The 21,939-nt window shown below is 62.9% G+C and carries 22 protein-coding genes; 7 read left to right on the top strand and 15 right to left on the bottom strand.

What is annotated here, in order from left to right; genetic code table 11:
- Position 1 precedes the first annotated feature (1 nt).
- From WNZ15_RS13080 to WNZ15_RS13070, 3 genes are read left to right on the top strand one after another with little or no spacing between them, the layout of a single operon-like run.
- Positions 2 to 748 (top strand): gamma-glutamyl-gamma-aminobutyrate hydrolase family protein, encoded by a 747-nt coding sequence (locus tag WNZ15_RS13080; RefSeq protein WP_342893423.1) that lies wholly within the window; start codon positions 2 to 4, stop codon positions 746 to 748.
- Positions 729 to 1,925: a hypothetical protein gene (locus WNZ15_RS13075; RefSeq protein WP_342893422.1), complete on the top strand. Its 1,197-nt coding sequence runs from the start codon at positions 729 to 731 to the stop codon at positions 1,923 to 1,925. The genes WNZ15_RS13080 and WNZ15_RS13075 overlap by 20 nt, the downstream gene beginning before the upstream one ends.
- Positions 1,915 to 3,471 (top strand): GMC oxidoreductase, encoded by a 1,557-nt coding sequence (locus WNZ15_RS13070; protein ID WP_342893421.1) that lies wholly within the window; start codon positions 1,915 to 1,917, stop codon positions 3,469 to 3,471. The genes WNZ15_RS13075 and WNZ15_RS13070 overlap by 11 nt, the downstream gene beginning before the upstream one ends.
- A 55-nt stretch (positions 3,472 to 3,526) precedes the next feature.
- Here WNZ15_RS13070 and WNZ15_RS13065 read toward each other — a convergent pair whose 3' ends face one another.
- The 4 genes from WNZ15_RS13065 to ftsE form a co-directional block, all read right to left on the bottom strand.
- Positions 3,527 to 4,309 carry a lysophospholipid acyltransferase family protein gene (locus tag WNZ15_RS13065; protein ID WP_342893816.1) on the bottom strand — a complete coding sequence of 261 codons (783 nt, stop codon included), beginning with the start codon at positions 4,307 to 4,309 and terminating at the stop codon, positions 3,527 to 3,529.
- 56 nt (positions 4,310 to 4,365) lie between these two features.
- The gene (locus tag WNZ15_RS13060) at positions 4,366 to 5,055 is read right to left on the bottom strand and encodes a YdcF family protein (protein WP_342893420.1); all 690 of its coding nucleotides are present in this window, start codon (positions 5,053 to 5,055) and stop codon (positions 4,366 to 4,368) included.
- A gap of 53 nt (positions 5,056 to 5,108) precedes the next feature.
- On the bottom strand, positions 5,109 to 6,176 hold the full coding sequence (locus tag WNZ15_RS13055; protein ID WP_342893419.1) for an ABC transporter permease: 1,068 nt from the start codon (positions 6,174 to 6,176) through the stop codon (positions 5,109 to 5,111).
- Between the two features lie 184 nt (positions 6,177 to 6,360).
- Positions 6,361 to 7,020: a cell division ATP-binding protein FtsE gene (ftsE, locus tag WNZ15_RS13050; protein ID WP_342893418.1), complete on the bottom strand. Its 660-nt coding sequence runs from the start codon at positions 7,018 to 7,020 to the stop codon at positions 6,361 to 6,363.
- Between the two features lie 355 nt (positions 7,021 to 7,375).
- On the opposite strand from ftsE, the gene WNZ15_RS13045 reads away from it, so the two are divergent.
- The 3 genes from WNZ15_RS13045 to WNZ15_RS13035 are packed head-to-tail and all read left to right on the top strand — an operon-like array spanning position 7,376 to position 9,365.
- Positions 7,376 to 8,398, top strand: a complete 1,023-nt coding sequence (locus WNZ15_RS13045; RefSeq protein WP_342893417.1) for an MJ0042-type zinc finger domain-containing protein — start codon at positions 7,376 to 7,378, stop codon at positions 8,396 to 8,398.
- Between the two features lie 2 nt (positions 8,399 to 8,400).
- Entirely contained in the window at positions 8,401 to 8,964 is a 564-nt protein-coding gene (hpt, locus tag WNZ15_RS13040; protein WP_342893416.1) for a hypoxanthine phosphoribosyltransferase, read from the top strand.
- A gap of 2 nt (positions 8,965 to 8,966) precedes the next feature.
- Entirely contained in the window at positions 8,967 to 9,365 is a 399-nt protein-coding gene (locus WNZ15_RS13035; RefSeq protein ID WP_342893415.1) for a response regulator, read from the top strand.
- A gap of 126 nt (positions 9,366 to 9,491) precedes the next feature.
- Here WNZ15_RS13035 and WNZ15_RS13030 read toward each other — a convergent pair whose 3' ends face one another.
- The 4 genes from WNZ15_RS13030 to argH form a co-directional block, all read right to left on the bottom strand.
- Complete coding sequence (locus tag WNZ15_RS13030; RefSeq protein ID WP_342893414.1) at positions 9,492 to 12,071, bottom strand: TIGR02302 family protein; 2,580 nt, start codon at positions 12,069 to 12,071, stop codon at positions 9,492 to 9,494.
- 314 nt (positions 12,072 to 12,385) lie between these two features.
- The gene (gene lysA / locus WNZ15_RS13025; protein ID WP_342893413.1) at positions 12,386 to 13,660 is read right to left on the bottom strand and encodes a diaminopimelate decarboxylase; all 1,275 of its coding nucleotides are present in this window, start codon (positions 13,658 to 13,660) and stop codon (positions 12,386 to 12,388) included.
- A 172-nt stretch (positions 13,661 to 13,832) separates the two neighbouring features.
- Complete coding sequence (locus WNZ15_RS13020; protein WP_342893412.1) at positions 13,833 to 14,045, bottom strand: lipoprotein; 213 nt, start codon at positions 14,043 to 14,045, stop codon at positions 13,833 to 13,835.
- A gap of 107 nt (positions 14,046 to 14,152) precedes the next feature.
- Positions 14,153 to 15,538 carry an argininosuccinate lyase gene (argH, locus tag WNZ15_RS13015; RefSeq protein ID WP_342893411.1) on the bottom strand — a complete coding sequence of 462 codons (1,386 nt, stop codon included), beginning with the start codon at positions 15,536 to 15,538 and terminating at the stop codon, positions 14,153 to 14,155.
- A gap of 40 nt (positions 15,539 to 15,578) precedes the next feature.
- On the opposite strand from argH, the gene WNZ15_RS13010 reads away from it, so the two are divergent.
- Entirely contained in the window at positions 15,579 to 16,241 is a 663-nt protein-coding gene (locus WNZ15_RS13010; RefSeq protein ID WP_342893410.1) for a TlpA disulfide reductase family protein, read from the top strand.
- A gap of 208 nt (positions 16,242 to 16,449) precedes the next feature.
- On the opposite strand, the gene WNZ15_RS13005 is transcribed toward WNZ15_RS13010, so the two are convergent.
- The 7 genes from WNZ15_RS13005 to WNZ15_RS12975 all read right to left on the bottom strand — a co-directional run bounded on the left by WNZ15_RS13005 (position 16,450) and on the right by WNZ15_RS12975 (position 21,875).
- Positions 16,450 to 16,662, bottom strand: a complete 213-nt coding sequence (locus tag WNZ15_RS13005; protein WP_342893409.1) for a hypothetical protein — start codon at positions 16,660 to 16,662, stop codon at positions 16,450 to 16,452.
- 37 nt (positions 16,663 to 16,699) lie between these two features.
- Positions 16,700 to 16,957 (bottom strand): hypothetical protein, encoded by a 258-nt coding sequence (locus tag WNZ15_RS13000; RefSeq protein ID WP_342893408.1) that lies wholly within the window; start codon positions 16,955 to 16,957, stop codon positions 16,700 to 16,702.
- A gap of 311 nt (positions 16,958 to 17,268) precedes the next feature.
- Positions 17,269 to 17,472 carry a hypothetical protein gene (locus tag WNZ15_RS12995; RefSeq protein WP_342893407.1) on the bottom strand — a complete coding sequence of 68 codons (204 nt, stop codon included), beginning with the start codon at positions 17,470 to 17,472 and terminating at the stop codon, positions 17,269 to 17,271.
- 69 nt (positions 17,473 to 17,541) lie between these two features.
- On the bottom strand, positions 17,542 to 19,038 hold the full coding sequence (locus WNZ15_RS12990) for a class I adenylate-forming enzyme family protein (RefSeq protein WP_342893815.1): 1,497 nt from the start codon (positions 19,036 to 19,038) through the stop codon (positions 17,542 to 17,544).
- Positions 19,039 to 19,050: 12 nt separating this feature from the next.
- Positions 19,051 to 19,932 (bottom strand): 3-hydroxybutyryl-CoA dehydrogenase, encoded by an 882-nt coding sequence (locus WNZ15_RS12985; RefSeq protein WP_342893406.1) that lies wholly within the window; start codon positions 19,930 to 19,932, stop codon positions 19,051 to 19,053.
- A 236-nt stretch (positions 19,933 to 20,168) separates the two neighbouring features.
- Positions 20,169 to 21,101, bottom strand: coding sequence for an FAD-binding protein (locus tag WNZ15_RS12980; protein ID WP_342893405.1), 933 nt, complete (start codon positions 21,099 to 21,101; stop codon positions 20,169 to 20,171).
- A gap of 24 nt (positions 21,102 to 21,125) precedes the next feature.
- Positions 21,126 to 21,875: an electron transfer flavoprotein subunit beta/FixA family protein gene (locus tag WNZ15_RS12975; RefSeq protein WP_342893404.1), complete on the bottom strand. Its 750-nt coding sequence runs from the start codon at positions 21,873 to 21,875 to the stop codon at positions 21,126 to 21,128.
- Positions 21,876 to 21,939 lie beyond the last annotated feature (64 nt).

The following is a 21,939-nucleotide window of genomic DNA, read 5'->3' as shown; positions in this document are numbered from 1 at the left end:
CATGCGCCAGGCTCTGGTCCTCATTCACGATTTCGGCGACACGCTCGGCAATCTGACCGGCGGCCTGCTGGACCGGCGCTTTGTCTGCAGCTACTGGAACCCGGTGCTTCAGATCACGCCGCCCCGACCGGCGGAGACCTGGGATCTCCTGATCGTGCTCGGCGGAGCCGCCCATCCGGGGGCCTCGGGCACCCGTCACTGGCAGCAGCGCGAGATCGGCTTCCTGGAACAGGCAATCGCGCATGGCGTCCCCGTCCTCGCAATCTGCCTTGGAGCGCAACTGATCGCCATGATGCTTGGCGCTTCGCCCAGGCCGCTGACACAACCGGAAATCGGGCCGTTTCCGGTTCGTCCGGCCGGACCGGACGGTGCTCTTGAAGCATTGGAGGCCAGCCGCTTTCATGTTTTTCAATGGCACCAATACGGCTTCGAGTGCCCGCCCGGCGCAACCCCGCTGGCCTTCGGTCCGGACGGAATGTGCGCGGCCTTCGGGTTCCGGAACCGGGTTCTGGCGACCCAGTTTCATATCGAGGCAACCCGCGAGATCTTTGAAGGCTGGATGCTGGAAAACCTGCCCCGTATCGAAGGCCGGCTGCAAACGCTTCACGACGAAGTCCGCGATCTGGGCCCGGCAATCGAACGCGCCTGCCGCACAGTATTCGCGGACTGGCTGGCTCGGGTGGTGTGCGGGCAGGCCACATACAAATCATCCTGCGGGGAGGCTGGACATGAAATTGCATCACCTTGAGGTCGCCCGGTCCGGGAGCTTTTCCTCGATCGGCGCCTATCTGGCGCGGGCCCGCCCGGACGAACCGGTGATGTTCTACGCCGCCGATGTGCTGCGCGCGAAGGTGTTCCAATTTCAGAAGACATTTGCCGAAGGCCTGTCCTACGCCATCAAGGCCAACAATCATCCCAATGTCCTCGGCCATGTTCTCGATTGCGGCGTCTGCAGTTTTGATGTCGCAAGTCCTGCTGAAATCGGGCAGGTCAGAAGGAAGGCACCGGGAGCCGTGCTGCACTACAACAACCCGGTTCGAAGCCCGGCCGAGATCGAGACCGCCTTGCGCGCCGGCGTGTCTTCCTTTTCGGTGGACCGCCCTTCGGAACTGGAAAAGCTGTTCGCGCTGGTGCCACCTGGAGCGGCAACGATTTCACTCAGGTTCAAGCATGAAAACCCGTCTTCCGCCTACGGGTTCGGCGCGAAGTTCGGGGCCACAATTGCCGACGCAGAGCGGCTCCTTCAGTCAGCGTCCAGGCGCGGATATCGGACCGGCCTGAATTTTCACGTGGGCACACAATGCAATGACCCGAAAGCCTGGGCGGACCACCTTGGCATCGCCGCGGCAATCACTCGAAACACCGGTACGGTTCCCGCCGAAATCAATGTCGGGGGCGGTTTTCCGAGCTGGAGAACAACCGAAGAGCCGCGACTGGGTGACATCCTGCGGATCATCGGCGCCGAATTCCGCGCGCATTTCGATCCGGGCAGGGTCCGGTTGCTGTGCGAACCCGGCCGCGCCCTCATCGCCGATGCCGTGACGCTCGCCACCCGGATCAAGGCCCGCTCGCCGGCGGACACGCTCTATCTCAACGACGGCATCTATGGCCGGCTGAACGAGTTTCCTCTGGTCGGCCTCGCCGGGCGCACCGAGATCCTCACGCCGGCGGGAGAGCGCCGTCAGGGGACGGCCGGGCTCTTCAGGGTCTTCGGACCGACCTGCGATTCCGTCGACAAGCTGCCCGAACCGGTCGCGTTGCCGGAAGACTGCCGCGAAGGCGATTATCTGCTGTTCCATGGCATGGGCGCTTATTCGAACGCATCCGCGACGGATTTCAACGGCTACGGCGGCCATGACTGGGTCGCCGTAGACCGCCTGCTTCCACCCGCCGGGTCAGGCCCGAGCGAAATCGATGCAGTTTGATATCCTGATCGTCGGCGCGGGAATGTCCGCGGGGCCGGTGATCGAGCACTTCGCAACAGTGGCTCCGGAGACCCGGATTGCGATCCTCGACCGGGGGGTCCGGGAAAACTTGCGCGAAAGGCGCAGCATCAGGTTCGCCCGCGAGGGGACATTCCGCGAGGCGGACCAGTGGTGGACCTGCGGACTTCCCGGAGGCGCGGCAAATCTGTGGTACGGGCAACTGTCGCGCTTCCAGGGGCCGGACTTCCTTGAACTGCCGGAAGACCGGAACGGGCCGACTGAATTCTGGCCAATCGGTCAGCCGGAACTGACGCCCTATTACGATAGCATCGAGCGGCGGCTGCGGCCTTATTGTGCCGATCATCTGCTGAGAGGCCGCAACGCGCCGGCCGACGCGGGCCTTGTAACGCCCCGCAACAGGGTGTCCACGTTCGAAAAGATGACGTTCGACCTTCTGCGGACCCAGGGTTGGGACCCTTATTGCGGCGCCACCTGTCTCGGTGGACACGGCTGGTCTTCCGCTCCCGTGGACCCGGTGACCTTGCATGGCCGTGATCCGGCCTCCGCGAACAGTCACATGAAAAACTGGGTTTTCCGCACGGCGGCGACGGTGCGTGCGATGGACAATGTCTCGTATTTCGAAGACCGGAGTGTTGAGAAAATCATTCCGGCGCCCGGTGGTTATCGCCTTGAATGCATCAACAGGTCAGGCTGCAGGTCGGACTTTTTTTCTAACCGGATTGTCCTGGCCAGCGGGGTCACCTCGACGGTTCCGCTGCTCGCCACAATCCCGGATATCGACAGGACACTGCTGGGCCGCAAGTTCACGCTGACAAACGAGCTCACCGCCTACATCGACACGGACATTCCCAGAGACAGCGTTCCCGACCAGCAGATCGGACGCTTTGCCAATGTATCCTCAAGGCGGCTTTATGCACCCAGCGACTTTCACCCGCATCTGGGCGGTAAGATATCCCTCTACGATGCACGCAGCTTCGAAGGCGATGCGCGCCATGCGGAAAAACTCCGCCGGTTGCGCCGGCTGGACAGGTCGATTGGAACGCTCTCACCAGACAGGGTCACATTGAAAGTGAGCTTCAAGGGAACGTCGGAGCCGAGCGAGAACAAGTTCATCGAGACGGATCCGACAGGCAGGCCGGTCCTGCACTACAAACCGACCGGTCAGGACGAGGCGCTGATTGAATACGTCGAGCGGCAGGTGCGCGGGCTGGCGGAAAATCTTCCGGGAGCAAGGTTGCTGGGACTGTCCGACAATGTCCGTGGCGCGGACGTCAGCTCCGCGCATCTTCATGGTGGCGCGGTCCTTGGAACCGATCCCCGAACCAGTCTCCTGACGCGGGACTGCGAAGTCCGGGCCGCTCCGGGGGTGTTCGTCGTCGACGCGAGCTTCATGCCCGGATCGGGAGGAACAAATTCCTCCCACACCATTCTGGCCAATTCCCTCCGTGTGGCGACTGTCGTTGCCAGCCGGATGGCACATGAAAAGACATCTGCCGACGCGCAAGGCGGCACACCGCGCCGGTGAACTATATCCACCTGATGGCGTCGGCATGAGGTTCCGCGTGAACAGACGGAGATCCTTATTGCGCGGAACTGCCCGAGGCGCGCCGCGCATCAACCTGCTTGAGCACAGGCGACGGGTTTGGCGCCTGACGGGCCTCCTCGATCAGCCGGTCACTGGTGGTTTCGATCGCCGTGACCATGCGCGCGTGAAAGATATCCGTGGCCAGTCCCGGCGGAATCGGCGGCAGAATCTCGACAATCACGGTTCCCGGATAAACGTTCCAGGAAGCCCGCGGCCAGTAAAGGCCGGCATTGTGGGCGATGGGGGCCACGGGACAATTCAGGTCCCGGTAAAGATGGGCGACGCCGAATTTATACTTCGGCTCGGCCCCGGCGGGCCTGCGCGTGCCTTCCGGAAAGATCAGGATCTGGCGCTTTTCGGAGATGGCTTGCTTGGCCGCCACAACCATCGCGGCCAGCGCTTTCGTCCGTTTGCCCCGGTTGACCGGGATCTGCCTGAATTTGGCCGTGTACCATCCGAAGATCGGAATCCAGCGCAATTCGCGCTTCAGGATGAAGGTGGGGCTCGAAAAAAGCGGGATCAGCGCCACCGTCTCCCAGGCGGACTGGTGCTTCATCGCGGCCATGAAACCGCCATCGGGCAGGTTTTCCCGACCGCGAACCTCCATCCGGATACCGGCAACGACCCGCATCAGCAACAGCAGCACCTTCGCCCAGGCAGGCATCACCCACCAACTCCAGCTGCGCGGCAGCAGCAGCATCGGGGAAAACAGGATCATCACGACCAAATTGAGCAAATAGAACAGGACCTGAAACAGGGTAGATCGCAATAAGGTCATGGCACCGTGAACGCTGATCAGGAAAATTGCCACCGCGCGGTCGTGGTCTGAACGCGTCAGCGCACACCCTTCACGGTAATTCGAAGTCGGGCGAGGATATACTTCACATATTCACGCATGAGAAGCCGGATTGTGGCCGGCTCCATGTACCAGGTGTCCAGTTTGAGTTCCTTGGAGAAAACCGGGTAGGCAATCAGGTCGACGGACGGCAGCGCTCCGGACAGTTCCGCGCGCGCCCTGGGCAGGTGATAGGCGCTGGTGACCAGCAGCAGCGAGGAGAAGCCGTTCTTTCTGGCCCAGCTCGCCGTTTCAGTGGCATTCTCGGCCGTGTTCAGGGCAACCCGGTCCAGATCGACGCTGCTTTTTTTGAGCGGCATCGACGATGCGGTGACCTTGGCCAGTTGCTCGCGTGTCGTGCCCGGATGAACACCGGAAATCAGCAGCCTGTTCGCGCGGCCTTCTTCCAGAAGCCGGACCGCCTCGCTGACACGCGCGTGACCACCGGTCAGCACGACGATGGCGTCCGCGTTCGAGGCTGTAGGCACCGTTGCGGTCGCAATCTTGTGCGCGAACAGGGCGAACTGGCCAAACGTGCCCGCAACCAGGGCCGTAACGACGGCGACAAGGACGACCCGCAGGCCGAATCGCTTCCTGCGAACCGGCACCGGGCGACCCGCGACCCGTTCCGTGGTGTCCGAAGCGTTGTCCTTCAAAGCCTGATCTATGACAGTGTCCGCGTGCGTCATGGTGAAACTATGATAAGTGATTCGGCCATTTTCGCGGCAATCTGTCAGAAAAATCAATCCACTTTCGCCAGATGGGCCTTGACCGCCAGGCCGGATGTGAGAGCCGTGAGGATGGCAACCAGGAAGACGACGCCGAAAACACCGAGATATCCCGGCAGACTGACCGACACGCTGCCGAACAGGGCGGACAGCTGATCGGACCCGGCCTGACCCGACCCCTGGCGGGTCAGCATGTCGAGAACCACGAAAGACAGGATCGCCGCCACGCCGCCCGAGACCCCTCCCTTCAGGCCGAGCACCAGAAAATGCCTCTGGAATTCCCGTGCGATGAAACTGTCTTCAGCGCCGACGAAATGCAGCACCGAGACAACGTCCTTGTTGCCGGCCATCGCCGATTGCGTGGCAAACACGACGCTCAGGACCATGGACGCCATCACCAGGATCATGATGGCGAAACCTCCGACCACCACCGCCCCCGCCATGGCCGACAGCCGCGATGTCCAGACGGAATGGTCGTCGACACTGGCGCCGGTCACGGTGTCCGACACCACCGCGCTGAGCTGATCGAGGTTCAAAAGCGCCGGGTCGCCGACGGTGATCTGGATAAGCCGGGGCACCGGCAGGCCTTCCAGCTGCAACCCTTCGCCCAGCCAGGGCTCCAGCAGGGCCTTGGTCTCCGCATCCGACAGCGCCCGGACCGAGTCGATGCCCGGGAACTCCTGGGCCAGCGCAACCGCCTTGTCGATCTCGCGCAGCATGTTCACGCCCTCGGTCGGGCGGATCTGGATCGTGATCTCGCGGACCAGATCGTTCTGCCAGGCATCGGCGGCATCCCAGACCACCGACACCGCCCCGACAGTCAGACAGGCCAGAAAGCTCATGATGGCGACGACCAGGGTCAGTGCCCGGCCGGCCACCGATTGCGGCGGCACGATCGCCGCGACCGGCCGCAGCTTGGCGTCGTCGCCCTGGTCTTCGCTGTTCGGCCTCGCCGCCGCCTTTTTGGCGGGGCGCCCCGGACCCTTGGCCTGCCTCGGGCCCTTGGACCGTCCAGACCGCCGCGGCGGACTGACCTTGGCGGTCGAACCCTTGTTCTTTTCGGTGTCGTCGGACTGGGCCATTGTGCCGCCTAGTTGCGCTGAAGAGGGTGGGGTCGCCCGTCACGGCTTTTCGCACAGGCCTGACGATCGCCGAACGGAGCGGTGCGCAGGAGTCCCGGACGGGACGCCCCCGTCTGCCGGTTGCTGCGGTAAACTGGCACGCTGTTCGTCCGTACCCCGGTCAAATCCGGTCTCCCCCTGGATCCTACTCGAATATTGAAATGCGCCCATCGGCAAGAACCATGCGACGTGCGTCCACCTGTTCCAGCAGCGCGATGTCATGGGTCGCGATGACGACGGAGGTGCCGAGTTTGTTCAATTCGATGAACAAGCGCAACAGCCGCCGGGCGAGGGGCGGATCGACATTGCCCGTCGGCTCGTCCGCCAGCAGCACTTCCGGACGGGTGATCAGCGCCCGCGCGATCGCCGCGCGTTGTTTCTCGCCACCTGAAAGCACGGGTGGCAGCACATGCATGCGTTCACCGAGCCCGACCCATTTCAGAAGATCGATCACGTCGGACCTGTATTCCGCTTCCTCCTTGCCGACCACCCGCAGCGGCAGGGCGACGTTTTCATAGGTGGTCAGGTGATCCAGCAGTCTGAAATCCTGAAACACCACGCCGATCTTGCGTCTGAGCCTCGGCAGCTCCTGCTTGTCGATCACGCTCAGATCGCGATTGAACACCTTGATGAGACCCCGCGTCGGCCGGAGCGACATGAACAGGAGTCTGATCAGACTTGTCTTGCCCGCGCCCGATGGCCCGGTCAGGAACTGGAACGACTGCGGCTCGATGGCGAAGGACAGGTCCCGAAGGATTTCAGGGCCCATACCGTATCTCAATCCGACATTTTCAAAGCGGATCACGAACATACTCCTGTAGCGGCGCCCGGGTACAGCGGCCCGCAATTGGCCAAGAATTGGCAATAGCCCCGCACTTCAGCGACAGGCCGCGACCCGGGGGCCAGCCGTCTTGCCCGCCTGTCCGTGTACCTTGTCATCCCTGGTTGCGCCATTACAAACAACTTACTGAGGAAGGCCCTGTTCGGCTATCGCTCTATAGCCAGCCTGTTAACGTTGCATTAATCATATAAAGGTCCATTAGAGACCTGAAAGCCCGACATTGTATTTGGTGGCCTTTGTCCAATATTTCATGCCGGATTTCGCCCCGTCGGTTCCAGATCGAGCCGTTTGAGCATGCCATGACGAAAGGTCTTCGCGCATGAAGATCAAATGTCCGGACTGCAGTACGTCCTATGAAATCAAGGCAGAGGCACTTGGCCCGGAAGGCCGCAGTGTCAAATGCGCCAAATGCGGCAACCGCTGGTTCGTCTCGCCGAATGACGAAGAAGAGGCTGACGTCGCCTTCGGTTCTGTGGACGAGAGCGCCGGAAATGCCGGCAGCGCCGCCGCTGCCACCCCCGCCGCCGGACCCACCGAGGCGGAAGCCGAGGACGAGGACGAGGACGAGGCCGGCTGGGCTCAGGATGCCGAAGACGACAGCACCGAAACCGCCCCGGTTGACGGCGAAGACGACGACACGGGCGATGAAGACGGATTTACGCCCGACACGGCCGCTGCCGCAACCCCGGACCCGGCTCCAGCCCCGGGGCCGGCGCCGGCCCCGGCCAGCACCGACGAGTCGAAGTTTGCCGAGGATCTCCGGGACGAAGAGGAAGAGGACGGCAATTCGACCGATATCGAGTCCCTTGCGAAACGTCCGAAGATCATCGTCAATCCGAACAAGTTTCGCAGAAACCATATCGGCGCCCTGCTGCGCTGGCTGTTCCGGCGCAATTTCCGGCGGCTTGGAGGCGTGATGCTCTTCGGCGGCGTCCTGGCCGTCTGTGCCGTGCTCGTCCTGATGCGCGACAATATCGTGAAACAGTCTCCCGACCTGGCCAGCCTGTTTCAGCTGATCGGTCTGGAGGTCAACCTGCGCGGGCTCGAATTCCGCAATTTGCGGGTCTTCAATGAAGTTGAGGACGGCAAGCGGGTTCTCGTTGTCGAAGGATCGATCCGCAATCTGCTCGAAGAAAGCAACACCGTCCCCGCGGTCCGCCTGTCCATCCGCAGCGCCGATCAGCAGGAAGTTTACGCCTGGACGGTGGAACCGAGAACAAAATCGCTGAATGCACTGGACGAGACCCGGTTCAGGACGATATTAGCCGACCCTCCCAGCAGCGCCACCGATATCCAGGTCCGGTTTGTCGAGCGCGGCAAACGCCAGATAGTTCTCGAGTGATCATGACCGCACATATTCGTACATTGTTCGATGAAGACGCCATTTCCCTGCGCGTCGGCGCGCTTGCGGAGGAAATCGCGGAAGGAAAACCGCATGACCTTCTGGTGGTCGCGGTGCTGAAGGGAAGTTTCATCTTCGCCGCCGACCTGGTGCGCGCCATGCACCGCGCGGGCCTGCAGCCGGAAATGGAGTTCATGCACCTGTCTTCCTACGGTGCAGGGACCGAAGGCTCCGACACCATCCGGATATTGCGCGATGTCGAAAGTGACGTTAACGACCGCGATATCATTTTGGTGGATGATATCCTTGAATCGGGCCGCACGCTGACCTTTGCGAGAGAGAGGCTGAAAAACCGGGGCGCCCGTTCGGTCAAGGTCGCAACCTTGCTGGACAAACCGGAGCGCCGCAAAGCTGCCATATCTGCCGATTATGTCGGGTTTGCCTGTCCTGATAAGTTTGTCGTCGGATATGGGATGGATATGGGCCACGCCTGGCGGCAGTTGCCCTATATTGGATACGTTGTTGCACCGGAGGAGGGTGCAACGGACGGCACAACAGGAGAGTGAGCATGGCTCGCATTCTTCTTACCGAAGACGATGAAGCTGTCCGCAGTTTCGTTAAGCGCGCACTTGAACTGGACGGACATTCCGTCGATGCGTCGGAAGACGGCGGTGAAGCTGTGGAAAAGCTGGGCCGGGAAAAAGGTGCCTACGATCTGCTTCTCTCCGACATCAAGATGCCGGTCATGGACGGAATAGCCCTGGCCCTGCACGCCGCGCGCGACTATCCGACGCTCCCGATCCTGCTGATGACCGGTTTCGCCGATCAACGCGAACGTGCCAATGGCCTTGACGCCCTGGTGCATGACGTGATCACCAAACCGTTTTCCCTTGCCGACATCCGCAAGGCGGTGCGTGACGCCATCAATGGCGAACTGCCGCAGGCCACCACCCGCCGCTACGCCTGAAGACGGCGCCGATCCCGCGAAATTCTCCGGTTGGACAACAGCGCAGCAGTTCCGATGCCAACCCGGATTCTGCACCGGTTCTGACCAAAGACCGGTCAGACTCCGGACCAGGCCCGTGCCTCGCCGTCAATACCGCTTCAGCAACCTTTCCAGGTAATCCAGTTCCAGCTTCGGCCGGGACGGATCGGAGAAGCGGCGGCGCAATTCCTCAAGGATCCGGCGCGCCCGTTGCACGTCGATTTCATCGGGAATGCGCACACGGTTGTTGAAATCGGGACCTTCCGCCCGGCGCGGCCGCCCCAGCGGGTCCTCGTCCTGCGGAGACAGACCGCCCGGTGACCCCGGACCTTCTCCCTGGCCCATCATCTGTTCGGTCATGCCTTGCGCGCCGCGCCGAAGGGCATCGAGAGCGTCGCCCTGCTGACCGAGCGCCTGCTGACCCTGGGCGCCATCCAGGGACTGCTCCGCCTGGCCCATGGACTCACCGGCTTCGCCAAGCGCTTCGTTCTGGCCCATGCCGTTCTGATTGAGCTGCTCCATGAGCTGCTGCAGCTGCTGTGCCAAATCGCCCTGTCCCTGCTGAAGCTGCTCAAGCATCTGCTGCAACTGTTCCTGGGTAAGCTGCTGGCCCTGTCCCTGTTGTTGCTGACCCTGCTGTTGCTGCCCCTGGCGCTGCTGCTGCTGGTCCTGATTGAACTTGTGCGTCTCGTCCATCAGTTGCTGCTGCTGCTGGATCATTTCCCCAAGCTGGTTGAGCATTTCCATCATTTCGCTGCTCATGCTGTTGGGCATCATCTGCGGCCGTCCGGCCTGCAGATTCTCCAGCATCTGCTGCATCTGCGCGAGCAGTTCGCGCGCGGCGTCCCGCGATCCCGTCCGGGCCAGCTCCTCGATCCGGTCGAGCATTTCGCTCAGGTCCTGCTGATCGAGGGTCTGCTGGTTGCCGTCAAACGGCTGCATCGCCTGCGGGTTCTGCCGCATCTGCTCGGCCAGCGCCTGCATGTACTCGTTCAAGGCCTCCCGAAGCTGCTGCGTCAGCTTGGCGATCTCTTCCTCGCTGGCGCCTTCTTCCAGTGCCTTGCGCAGCGCCTCCTGAGCCTCGCGCAACTTGCGCTCGGCGGCCGACAGGTCGCCATCCTCGATCGACAGGGCAAGATCCCACAACAGCGGCAGCAGCTCCCTGAGCTCCTCGTCCGTTGTCGCGGCAACAAGCTGTCCATAGGCAAACCGCATGCCCAGGTAATTGCGTGCCTTGAAGTCGAAGGCCTGCGGCGCCAGCATGAGGGCATCGAAAGCGGTGATGATTTCCACCTGGTTCTGGGCGTCCAGCGCCAGGTTCCGGCGCTGCTCGACGACTGCCCGCGCCAGCGGCTTGCCGAACCGGCGCTGCGGCAGGGCGATCCGGTAGGCGGGCGACACGCCTTCCTGACCGGCCTGATCGCGCGCGCTCAAGATGAGGTCGACCTCCGATCCCGCCCAGGGATGAGACGTCAGGTCGCGGATCGTTTCAGCCGTTTTGGCGGTTCCCGCCCGGGGCGGGAGCGACAACGGAAACTGCGGTGCGTCCACCAGCGGCCTGGGAACCCGGTCGCCGTCATCGGGATCGGGCAACGGAGCGACGCGGGCTTCGGCCGCGACCACGCCGTAATCGTCCTTGACCAGGTAGGAGAATTTCAGGGCACCGCTAAGCTGTGGCTCCGGATCGTCGGTCAGACGGATCTCCGGTGAATCGTCCGGGCGGACCGCGAAGACGTAACTGTGCAGCCGCTCATCACCCATCAGAAGCTCGACCACTCCGGCGGTCTCCAGCTCGAGGCGCCGCTCGACCGGCAGCAGGTGCGCCAGCTCCTCGTCGGGGTTTTCGGTCAGAACATCCGGTTCGATCACCTGCGGCTCGTCATCGTCCGCCGTGGCGAAGGTCATGGCAAGTTCGCGGGCACCCTGGCTTCTGACGACCAGAACAGACCCCTCCGGAACCGAGACCGGCGCACCGGGCTCGCGCAACCGGGCGCTTTCCCCGCTCAGATAGATCGGCGGTTCGTTGGTATAAACCGGCGGCGTCACCCAGGCGTCCAGCCGGCTGGGGGGCTCCACAGTCTTGAACGGGTTCTGGAAGGCGGAGGCCAGACGTCCGGCATGATCGCCGCTGGCGGTCGAAAATCCGATGACAAGCAGACAGGCGGCGAGAACACGCAGCGCCCAGGGGTCTTTCCGGTAGGCCTGGGGGTCGGGTGCTCCGGAGCGGACCGCCGCGATGGCCGCCGCTGTCCGGCGCTGATGCAGCGCCCAGATGGCCTGGCTTTCCGAATTGTCGGTGCCGATCGACAGCTCGTCCTCGAGCGCGGTCAGCGGACGGTGCGAAAGATCCGAGGCCTGCTCGACCCGGCCAAGAGCCTCTTCGCGCGTGGGCCAGGACAGGTGTCGGAGATCCTTCCCGGCATAGAACGCGGCGCCGGCAAAGGCGACAACGCCCAGCGGGCCAGCCCAGACCGGCAGAACCAGCCACAGGCCGAGCCAGGACAGGCCGACAAAAGCGCCGATGACAACGAGAACGGGGAGCGCGGCACGCCAGAGGCGTTCCACAAACAAGGCCCAGCGGCTGTGCCGGACGATACGGTCGAGGCGGGATCTGACAAAGGCCCGCCATCCGGCAGCCTCGGGCAGCGTCGGCCGGGCGGGATCTCGATTGCTGTCAGTCGGGCTCAATGGCACCTCCGGTTCCTGTCACCCGGATCTGAAGTTTGTCCCGATTCCCGGCATGCCTTGAACGGACTTCAGGCCCGAAGGGTGACTGGCAAGTTGGTATTGTCGGCGTGGATCACGATCCTGGAACGCATTCCGGCGGCTGCAGCCGAACGAACTCCATTTCAAGATCTCCACACCAGCCCCGCAAACCGGCAGTCATTCCGGATATGTCGACCCGGATAAATCAGCCTGCGGAACCTGCCCACCCCCAATAAAGTGAGGCAAAGGAAGCCGTCCGGCAACCTGTCGGAACAACTAATTGCCGGAAGATTGTGTCACGAACCGTTGAACCAGTCCGGAATACGGTCCAGGGCGATCAGGTCCTCGTAGCTCGGCCGTGGCCGAACCACCGCGAATTGATCAGCGTTTACCAGCACTTCCGGGACCAGAAGACGCGAATTATAGGTACTGGACTGAACCGCGCCGTATGCGCCCGCGGAATAGATCGCCAGCAACTCGCCCGCAACGACCCTGGGCATATCCCGGTTCTGGGCCAGATAATCGCCGGTTTCGCAGACCGGCCCGACAATATCCGCCTTGATTCGCTCCGTGCCATCCACCGTTTCACGGACCGGACGGACCTCGTGATAGGCCTCATAGAGTGTTGGTCGGATCAGGTCGTTCATGCCTCCATCGACGATCACGAAGGTCTTGTCCGCGCCTTCCTTCATGTAGATGACTTCGGTCACGAGGATCCCCGCGTTGCCGGCGATCATGCGGCCCGGCTCGAACATCACCCTGCAGTCGAGTTCGCGCACGTGCTTCTTGACGACCTGGGCGTAGGCATCCGGATGCGGTGGCGGATTGTTGTCCGTGACATAGGGAATGCCGAGCCCGCCGCCGAGATCGACGTGATCGATCCTGTGGCCCTGGGAACGCAGGTCCGAGATCAGGTCGCCCAGGCGGGCAAAGGCATTGTCGAAGGGTTCCAGCTCGGTGATCTGCGAGCCGATATGCATGTCGATTCCGGAAACCTCGATTCCGGGCAGTGCGGCGGCTTCGGCATAGACTTCCCGGGCCCTCTGCCACGGAATGCCGAACTTGTTCTCCGCCTTCCCGGTGGCAATCTTGGCATGGGTCCTGGCATCCACATCCGGGTTGATGCGCATGGACACCCGCGCGGTTCGGCACATCGCGGAGGCGACCCGCGACAATTGCCGGAGTTCGGGCTCGGACTCCACGTTGAAGCACAGAATGTCCTCTTCCAGCGCAAGTGTCTGTTCGGCTTCGGTCTTGCCGACGCCGGAAAAGACGATCCTGTCGGCCGGAACGCCGGCGGCCCGCGCCCGGCGCAGCTCGCCCTCGGAGACCACATCCATGCCCGCGCCCAGCTGAGCCAGTGTCTTCAGCACCGCCTGGTTCGAATTCGCCTTCATGGCGTAGCAGACCAGGGACGGGATATCGTCGAACGCGGACGAAAACACCTGGTAGTGGCGGGACAGCGTGGCGGTCGAATAGCAGTAGAACGGCGTACCGACCTCCTGCGCGATCCGCGCGATCGCGACATCCTCGGCGTATAGTTCGCCGTTCTTGTAATCAAAATGGTGCAAGGAATGCCTCGTGCGGCTGGACCGCCGGATGCCACGCTGCGGGCACGGCATCAGGAAGGTCGATCGTGTTCAAACTGTCGGGCACCGTGTCCGTTTTCCGCCGAACGCGGGAGCTCCAGGGTCAATCTTCACTTGCCTGACGGGCGACCCGGTCGCCCGCTGCGCCGGTCTCTTACCGGATCAGGAAATCGAGCGGAAAGGACCGGTCGTTTTCCGGCGGGACCGCAGGCGCAGGCGCGGCCACGGCCGGATCCAGGGCTTCGCCTGCCTCGGGCACCGGCGCCCCCGGGTCGTCCAGGCTGCCCTTTCGGCCGCACCCGGTCAGGATCAGGCCCAGGCAAAGGCCGAGCAAAGCCAGGAGTTTGAGCCGGGTTGTCATCGCCATTGTGCCCCTTTGTAACGGTTGATCCGCTCCCGCGCGGACCCGGACCGTGTCTTGACGCCATGCGCCGGTTCCTGTCCTCGCATGACACGGCGCATTCGGCAAGACCCTCAGCCCCGCGCCAGATCCTTGAGCCAGCGCCGCGCCTGCTTGCGCACGTTGACCGGCGAGGTGCCGCCGTAGCTGACGCGGCTGCGCACCGACTTGTCAACGGACAGGACCGAATAGATCTCCGCCGTGATTTTCGGTTCCACCGCCTGCATGTCCTCCAGCGGCACCTTGTGCAGCTCGACATTGGTTTCAACCGCAAGCGCAACGATCCTGCCGGTGACATGATGGGCGTCCCGGAACGGCAGGCCGAGCACGCGAACCAGCCAGTCGGCCAGGTCCGTTGCGGTCGAATACCCCGACCCGGCAGCCTTTTTCATGGTTTTCACCGCAGGCTCCAGATCCCGCATCATGCCGGTCATCGCCGCAAGCGCCAGGGAAATGCTGGCCAGGCCGTCAAAGGCCTGTTCCTTGTCTTCCTGCATGTCCTTGGAATAGGCCAGCGGCAATCCCTTCATCATCACCAGCAGTGCCTGAAGCGATCCGTAGATGCGGCCCGACTTGGCCCGCACCAGTTCGGCCGCGTCCGGGTTTTTCTTCTGCGGCATGATCGACGACCCGGTCGAGAACTTGTCGGACAGTTTGACGAAGCCGAATTGCGCCGAACACCAGATCACGATTTCCTCGGCCAGACGGGACAGGTGCATCGCCGTCAGCGACGCCGCGGCCAGCGCCTCGATCACGAAATCCCGGTCCGACACGGCGTCCAGGGAGTTCGCGCAGGGGCGGTCGAAGCCAAGCGCCTCGGCCGTCATCGCACGGTCGATCGGAAAGGACGTGCCGGCCAGCGCCGCCGCGCCGAGCGGGCATTCGTTCATGCGGGCGCGGGCATCGCGCATCCGGCTGCGGTCGCGGCCGAACATTTCCACATAAGCCAGCAGATGATGGCCGAAGGTGACCGGCTGCGCCGACTGCAGGTGCGTGAAACCGGGCATGACGACGGCAGCATGCGTTTCCGCCTTTTCGGCCAGAACCTGCATCAATTCGCTCAGCTGGGCTTCGAGCGTGTCGAGGGTGTCCCGAACCCAGAGGCGGAAATCGGTTGCCACCTGGTCGTTGCGGGAGCGCCCCGTGTGAAGCCGGCCCGCGGCCGGACCGATCAACTCGGCAAGGCGGGCCTCCACATTCATGTGAATGTCTTCCAGAGCCCGGGAGAAGGTGAATGTACCGTTTTCAATTTCTGACAGGATTGTGTCTAGACCTTGAACGATCTTGTCGGCATCGTCCCGCGTCACGATGTCTTTTTCAGCGAGCATGCGCACATGGGCTTTCGAGCCGTCGATGTCTTGCCTATAAAGCTTCCGGTCGTAGTCGATGGAGGCGTTGATCTCCTCCATGATGGCGTCCGGTCCCTCGGCGAACCGGCCTCCCCACATGCGATTGCTCATGTCCTGTCCTTTAGAAGGCGCCCCGTCGGGGTGTGAACGAATGACCAAGCCTACCGAACCCGCAAAAGCCTCCAGACGCGGCATCATCGCCGCCGGGCTCGCTGGTGCAGTGGCCGCCGTAGCGGCTCTATACGTGATCGTTGGTCCGAATGGCAATATCGCCGGCACGCAAAGCTGTACGGCCGCGCTGGCGGCTGCCGGTGCCGTCAAGCCCCATGCAACCGGAGAGGTGGCCGCGTTCCTGCCCGCGAGCCAGCCGCTGGATCTGCGCGACCTTGCGTTTCTGGGAGACGACGGCGCACCGGTGACGCTGGCCGATTTCGCCGACAGAACGGTGCTTCTCAATCTCTGGGCAACCTGGTGCGCGCCCTGCCGGAAGGAAATGCCGGCACTGGATCAGCTCCAGGCCGATCTCGGAAACGGTGAATTCGAGGTGGTTGCGGTCAACCTCGACCGGGGAGGGCCGGACAAGCCCAAAGCTTTCCTGGACGAAATCGGCGTCGGAAATCTCGCCTTCTACCAGGACAGTTCGAACCGGCTTTTGAAGGATCTCAGGAAGGTCGCCCGCGCCACCGGACTGCCGACAACGATCCTGGTCGGACCGGAGGGCTGCGAAGTCGGCACCATGTACGGCCCCGCCGAATGGGCCTCCGGCGAGGCAAAGGCGCTTATCGAGAGCGCCATGAAGGCTGCTGGAACGTGAAACACCCTGCGTCCCGGTGACCGCGCCGGCAGCTCGAACTCTTTGGCCCGAACTCTTTGGGAGCGGACGGCTTGCGGGGCGACAGGATTTGTGGCGCAGAACGACTTACGGACCTTCAATCGATGCCGATTGAAAGTCCGCTCTCGTGACCACCCCTGAAGCTCCCTGAAACCGGACCCACAAACCCGTGTGTCCGGCGGTCGGATAATCAGACCGTGATGTCGACCGCATTTCCAAGACCCGGGATCTGGCGCTGTTCGCGGCGGTCCTGTTCCTGGGTCGCCTGGGCCTCGTCAAGGCGCTCGGCAACCTGACGTTCCTGATCGTTCTGGTCCTTGACCGCATTCGCAGACAGCTCGTTTCGAACGCTGGCCGCGCTGTAGGCGGCCGAGGAAGAAGTGCTGTCGGATACACTCGCCATAATCAGATACTCCTTGGCGTACTGTTGAAACCGGTTTCTAGACCAGAATGTCGACCTGACTTCCGAGACCGTTTTCCGGGTTGCGCGTCTCCGCACGGTTTTCCAGTTGTTCAGCCTGACGGCTCAGGAATTCCGCGCGGCTGCTGCTGAAATCCGCCTGGCGCTGCACGGTTTGCGCAACCACCTCGGACTGACCGGCATTGATCGCCTTTGCCTTTTGTGCGACCTGGTCCGGTTGCGCGGAGGCGAAGGACGGTTGAAATGCTGCATATGATCCCTGTATTGCGTCAGGCATCGGGGTTCCAATCTCTGGATACGATCTTGCTGACACATATTGGCAGATACAGGCGGGTTCAAAGGTAAACACCAGGAATTACCCGGCAGGTTCCTTACCGGAGCGTCCATGCGCTTCCGAAGATTTACTTAAAATTTTATGAGAAGCCCGGCAAGATACTGAAATCAGTGACAGGCGCCGGCATCCACACCTGGGAGCAACGCAGGGGAAAGCCCGTGAAGCATCGCGCGAATCAGGTCGAATTCACGCGCGACGCGAGGCGATTCAGACCGTCGTGTTAAGAATTCGGGACAGAAAGTCGGGAAAGGCGTTCAGGCAGTCACGTCGACCTGGGCACCGAGACCGGCCCCGGGAGCGGCCTGGGCCGACTGCAGGTTTTCAGCACCCTGCTGCAGCAGCGCCACCAGATTGGCATCCTGCTGCGCGGACATTTTCAGCATTTTTGACTGCAGCGCCTGAGCCGTCTCGGCCTGGCTCTGCGCAACGAACGTGTTGGCGATGCCGACGCTGTCCATCAGAAACTCCCTAGTTGCGAATCACCCTAGCGCCCGGCTGTTAAAAGTGCGTAAACGCCTTCAGCCGGGTCACGGGCCCGGGCGCCGGCGCAGAGCCGTCCGGCGCAGCTTCCCGGACGGGGTGCGCGGCAGTTCCTTGAGGACCTTGTAGTCCTTCGGACGCTTGTATTCCGCCAGATTGGCGGCGGCGTGCGCGGCCAGCCGATCGGCATCGAACGCAGTTGGATCCACCGGCACGACAAAGGCCGTGATCAGGCTGACACCGTCCCTCGCGGGAACCGCGGTCACCGCGACCTCCTGAATCTGCGGATCGCCCGCCAGCACCCGTTCCACCTCTTCCGGCGCAACCCGGTAGCCGAAGGCGTTCATCAGATCGTCCGCACGGCCCTCGTACCAGTAGTAGCCGTCATCGTCCCGCCGGGCGCGGTCGCCGGTCAGGAACCAGTCGCCGCGAAAGGCGGCGTTGGTCTCCTGCGGTCTGTTCCAGTAGCCCAGCATCAGCCCGGGCTCGTCCCGATGAACGGCAAGCAGGCCGGCCTCGTTGGTGGCAGCGAACCCGGCCTCGTCACCGGTCTCGCGCAGGATCGCAACCTTGCGGCCCGCTTGCGGCTTGCCTGGTGATCCGGGCCTCACCGGCGTCTCCGGGCCGCTGGACAGATAAGTCGAGATTTCGCTCATGCCGAGGGCCTCGTAAAGCTCCCGGCCGCTGCGTTCCTTCCAGTCCTCATGAAGACCTGCAGACAGGGCCTCGCCGGCGGTCAGCCCATGGCGCAGATCAGGAAACGACTGCGGGCTCACTGTGCCGTATTTCAGGATCCGGCGGTAAAGGCTCGGCACGGCGGCAAAAAGCGTCGCCCGGCTGGCCGTGATCACGTCCGGCCACAGCTCCGGATCGCGCGGGCCGTCATAGACGATGCTGGTCGCCCCGTTCGCCCACGGGTCCATCAGGCCGACGCCCAGCGTGTAGGTCCAGTTGAAGGCGCCCGCATGCAGCAGCCTGTCCCGCGCCCGCATCCCGTACCAGCCCTGGTACATGGGTTTGCGCGCGGCAGCCGCCCGGTGCGCGTGAAGAACACCCTTTGGTGTTCCGCTGGTGCCTGACGTGTAGATCAGAAAGGCGGGATCTTCCCTGTCCGTATCGGCAAAGGAAGCGGGGGTGGCCTGTTTCAGGCCGCTGATATCCGCCGGACCCAGAAGCCGGGCCCCGGCCGTCTCCGGAACGCCCGTCTTGCCGTCATGCAGCACCAGCCGGGCACCGCTGTCGGCAAGAATCGCGGATGTTTCCGTGGATGTTAGCTGGGGCGACGTCGGCACCGGCACATAGCCGCCGGCGATGGCGCCGAAGAACAGCAGCGGAAAATCGCTGGAATGGCCGATCCGCAACAGAACCCGGTCGCCCCGGTCGAGCCCGGTGGCGGACAGTCCTGCGGCAACCGAAAGCACCGCGTCGGTGAGCGCACCGTAGCGCCATTGTTCCAGAACGGTGCCGCCCGTGCCGATCACTTCCAGCGCCGTCTTCTCGGGATCCGGCACCGCAGCGGTCAGACAGTAGCGGGCAAGATTCATCAAATTCGGATCTTAGCGGGTCGGAACCGGTTCCTCGCCGCGGTAATCGTAGAAGCCGCGCTGGGTCTTGCGGCCGAGCCAGCCGGCCTCCACGTATTTCACCAGCAGCGGACACGGACGGTATTTTGTATCCGCCAGGCCTTCATAGAGCACCTGCATGATCGACAGGCAGGTGTCCAGGCCGATGAAATCGGCCAGCTGCAGCGGGCCCATCGGGTGGTTCGCGCCGAGCCGCATGGCCTTGTCGATCGATTCGACGGACCCGACACCTTCGTAAAGCACGTAGATCGCCTCGTTGATCATCGGCAGCAGGATCCGGTTGACCATGAAGGCCGGGAAATCCTCGGCCACCGCGACCTGCTTGCCCAGCCTGACGCAGAAGGCCTTGGACGCCTCGAAGGTCTCGTCTTCCGTGGCAATGCCGCGCACCAGCTCGATCAGCTCCATCAGCGGCACCGGATTCATGAAGTGAATGCCGATGAAACGCTCCGGACGGTCCGTCGTCGCCGCCAGACGCGTGATGGAGATGGAGGAGGTGTTTGTTGCCAGGATGGCTTCCGGCTTCAGGATCGGACACACCTGGGCAAAGATCTTGCGCTTGACCTGCTCGTTTTCGACGGCCGATTCGATCACCAGATCCGCGTCACGCAGAAGGTCGAGATCCCCGGCCGGCGTGATCCGGTCACGGGCGGCGGCGCGCTCTTCTTCGGTAATCAGGGATTTCTGGACCTGACGGGCCATGTTGCCGTTGATCGAGGCAAGGCCGGATTCGATCCGCTCCGTGGAAATGTCGCTCAGGCCCACGTCGAAGCCCGCGAGTGCACACACATGCGCGATACCGCTGCCCATCTGACCGGCGCCGATCACGCCGACTTTCTTGATTTCGACTGCCATCCTGAAAATCCGATCGCTGGATCAACGGATATCCCGCCCGAAGCGGGCGGACATCCAAGAGTTGATCGATTCTACCCCATTGGAGCGACCCGCGCTCATTGGAACGCAGATTGCTAGAGAAACATCCCGTCTGGCCGGGTTGCGGCTATTTTTGGCAAGTCTTGCGCCGAACAGCAAGAACCCCGGAGCGAAAACTGTCATTCACCCCGGGGTCCGTGATCATTTTGTCGCAGGTCCTACTCGACGGCGGCCTTCAGTTCGGGAAGGACGTCGAACAGATCCGCGACCAGTCCGTAGTCCGCGACCTGGAAGATCGGCGCTTCCTCGTCCTTGTTGATCGCCACGATCACCTTGGAATCCTTCATGCCGGCCAGATGCTGGATCGCGCCGGAGATGCCGCAGGCGATGTAGAGATCCGGGGCGACGACCTTGCCGGTCTGGCCGACCTGCCAGTCGTTCGGCGCGTAGCCGGCATCCACTGCGGCCCGCGACGCACCAACGGCGGCGCCCAGCGCATCGGCCACCGGCATGATGACTTCCTGGAACTTCTCTTCCGACCCGAGCGCGCGGCCGCCGGAAATGATGATCTTGGCGGAGGTCAGTTCCGGACGGTCGGACTTGGAGAGTTCCTCGCCGACGAATTCGGACAGACCCGCGCCGTCTGTGCCCGCAACGGTCTCGATCGCGGCCGAACCGCCGTCTTCCGCCGCGGCGAAAGTCGAGGTGCGCACCGTGATGACCTTCTTCGGATCGCCCGACTTGACGGTCTGGATCGCATTGCCCGCATAGATCGGGCGTTCGAAGGTATCCGCGTCGATAACGGCCGTGATGTCGGAAATCTGCATCACGTCGAGCAGGGCGGCGACACGCGGCAGCGTGTTCTTGCCGTTGGCGGTCGCCGGGGCCAGGATGGCGTCGTAATCGCCGGCCAGGCCCACGATCAGGTCGGCGGTCGGTTCGGCAAGCTGGTGTTCCAGCGCATCGCTTTCGGCAACCAGGATCTTGGCGGCGCCGGTCAGCTTCGCGGCTTCCTCGGCAACGCCCTGGACGCCCTTGCCGGCCACCAGAATATGCACGTCGCCGCCCAGGGCGACAGCAGCGGTGAGGGCCTTGGCCGTGGCATCGTTCAGCGAACCACCGGCATGTTCAGCCACAAGAAGTGTTGTCATTGTGTTTTCCTCCTGCGACGGGCCCTAAAGGACACCGGCTTCGTTCTTGAGTTTGTCGACCAGCTCGCTGATGGAGCCGACCTTGACACCTGCCTGACGGGTTGCCGGTTCCGCGGTCGACACGACGGTGAGACGCGGAGCGGCATCAACGCCGAAATCGGCCGGTGTCTTCTCGTCGATCGGTTTTTTCTTGGCCTTCATGATATTCGGCAGCGACGCATAGCGCGGCTCGTTGAGGCGCAGGTCGGTGGTCACGATCGCCGGCAGCTTCAGCTTGACGGTCTGCAGGCCGCCATCGACTTCACGCGTGACGTCGACGGTGCCGTCGCCCAGATCCACCTTGGAGGCGAATGTGCCCTGGCTCCAGCCGAGCAGCGCGGCCAGCATCTGGCCGGTCTGGTTGCAGTCGTCGTCGATCGCCTGTTTTCCGAGGATCACCAGGCCCGGCTCCTCGGCCTCGACGATGGCTTTCAGGATCTTGGCAACGGCCAGCGGCTCGGTGGTTTCGTCCGTCTTGACCAGAATGCCGCGGTCGGCGCCCATGGCCAGGCCGGTGCGGAGCGTTTCGGTCGCCTGTTGCGGACCGACGGAGACGACAACGACTTCCGTTGCCTTGCCGGCTTCCTTCAGCCGCAAGGCCTCTTCGACGGAAATTTCGTCAAACGGGTTCATCGACATCTTGACGTTGGCAAGATCGACGCCGGAACCGTCGGATTTGACACGGACTTTGACGTTGTAGTCGATGACCCGCTTCACGGGTACGAGGATCTTCATTTGGTCTCAACCTCTTGCTGGGCCGGCTTTCACCGCACCGCTTACTCAGGCCCGTCCACCAGAA

This window comes from Roseibium sp. AS2, assembly GCF_038900065.1.
Classification (GTDB): Bacteria; Pseudomonadota; Alphaproteobacteria; order Rhizobiales; family Stappiaceae; genus Roseibium.
The sequence above is the reverse complement of the archived record's forward strand: the minus strand, read 5'-3'. Positions and strand labels throughout refer to the sequence as shown.

Coding starts and splice junctions, on each gene's coding strand:
- WNZ15_RS13060 (WP_342893420.1), bottom strand. CDS start 5,055: ATGACGCACGCGGACACTGTCATAGATCAGGCTTTGAAGGACAACGCT.
- WNZ15_RS13000 (WP_342893408.1), bottom strand. CDS start 16,957: ATGCCTGACGCAATACAGGGATCATATGCAGCATTTCAACCGTCCTTC.
- WNZ15_RS12995 (WP_342893407.1), bottom strand. CDS start 17,472: ATGGACAGCGTCGGCATCGCCAACACGTTCGTTGCGCAGAGCCAGGCC.
- WNZ15_RS13070 (WP_342893421.1), top strand. CDS start 1,915: ATGCAGTTTGATATCCTGATCGTCGGCGCGGGAATGTCCGCGGGGCCG.
- WNZ15_RS13055 (WP_342893419.1), bottom strand. CDS start 6,176: ATGGCCCAGTCCGACGACACCGAAAAGAACAAGGGTTCGACCGCCAAG.
- WNZ15_RS13035 (WP_342893415.1), top strand. CDS start 8,967: ATGGCTCGCATTCTTCTTACCGAAGACGATGAAGCTGTCCGCAGTTTC.
- WNZ15_RS13080 (WP_342893423.1), top strand. CDS start 2: ATGCGCCAGGCTCTGGTCCTCATTCACGATTTCGGCGACACGCTCGGC.
- WNZ15_RS12985 (WP_342893406.1), bottom strand. CDS start 19,932: ATGGCAGTCGAAATCAAGAAAGTCGGCGTGATCGGCGCCGGTCAGATG.
- WNZ15_RS12975 (WP_342893404.1), bottom strand. CDS start 21,875: ATGAAGATCCTCGTACCCGTGAAGCGGGTCATCGACTACAACGTCAAA.
- hpt (WP_342893416.1), top strand. CDS start 8,401: ATGACCGCACATATTCGTACATTGTTCGATGAAGACGCCATTTCCCTG.
- WNZ15_RS12990 (WP_342893815.1), bottom strand. CDS start 19,038: ATGAATCTTGCCCGCTACTGTCTGACCGCTGCGGTGCCGGATCCCGAG.
- WNZ15_RS13075 (WP_342893422.1), top strand. CDS start 729: ATGAAATTGCATCACCTTGAGGTCGCCCGGTCCGGGAGCTTTTCCTCG.
- WNZ15_RS13045 (WP_342893417.1), top strand. CDS start 7,376: ATGAAGATCAAATGTCCGGACTGCAGTACGTCCTATGAAATCAAGGCA.
- WNZ15_RS12980 (WP_342893405.1), bottom strand. CDS start 21,101: ATGACAACACTTCTTGTGGCTGAACATGCCGGTGGTTCGCTGAACGAT.
- WNZ15_RS13065 (WP_342893816.1), bottom strand. CDS start 4,309: ATGACCTTATTGCGATCTACCCTGTTTCAGGTCCTGTTCTATTTGCTC.
- WNZ15_RS13010 (WP_342893410.1), top strand. CDS start 15,579: ATGACCAAGCCTACCGAACCCGCAAAAGCCTCCAGACGCGGCATCATC.
- WNZ15_RS13020 (WP_342893412.1), bottom strand. CDS start 14,045: ATGGCGATGACAACCCGGCTCAAACTCCTGGCTTTGCTCGGCCTTTGC.
- WNZ15_RS13005 (WP_342893409.1), bottom strand. CDS start 16,662: ATGGCGAGTGTATCCGACAGCACTTCTTCCTCGGCCGCCTACAGCGCG.
- argH (WP_342893411.1), bottom strand. CDS start 15,538: ATGAGCAATCGCATGTGGGGAGGCCGGTTCGCCGAGGGACCGGACGCC.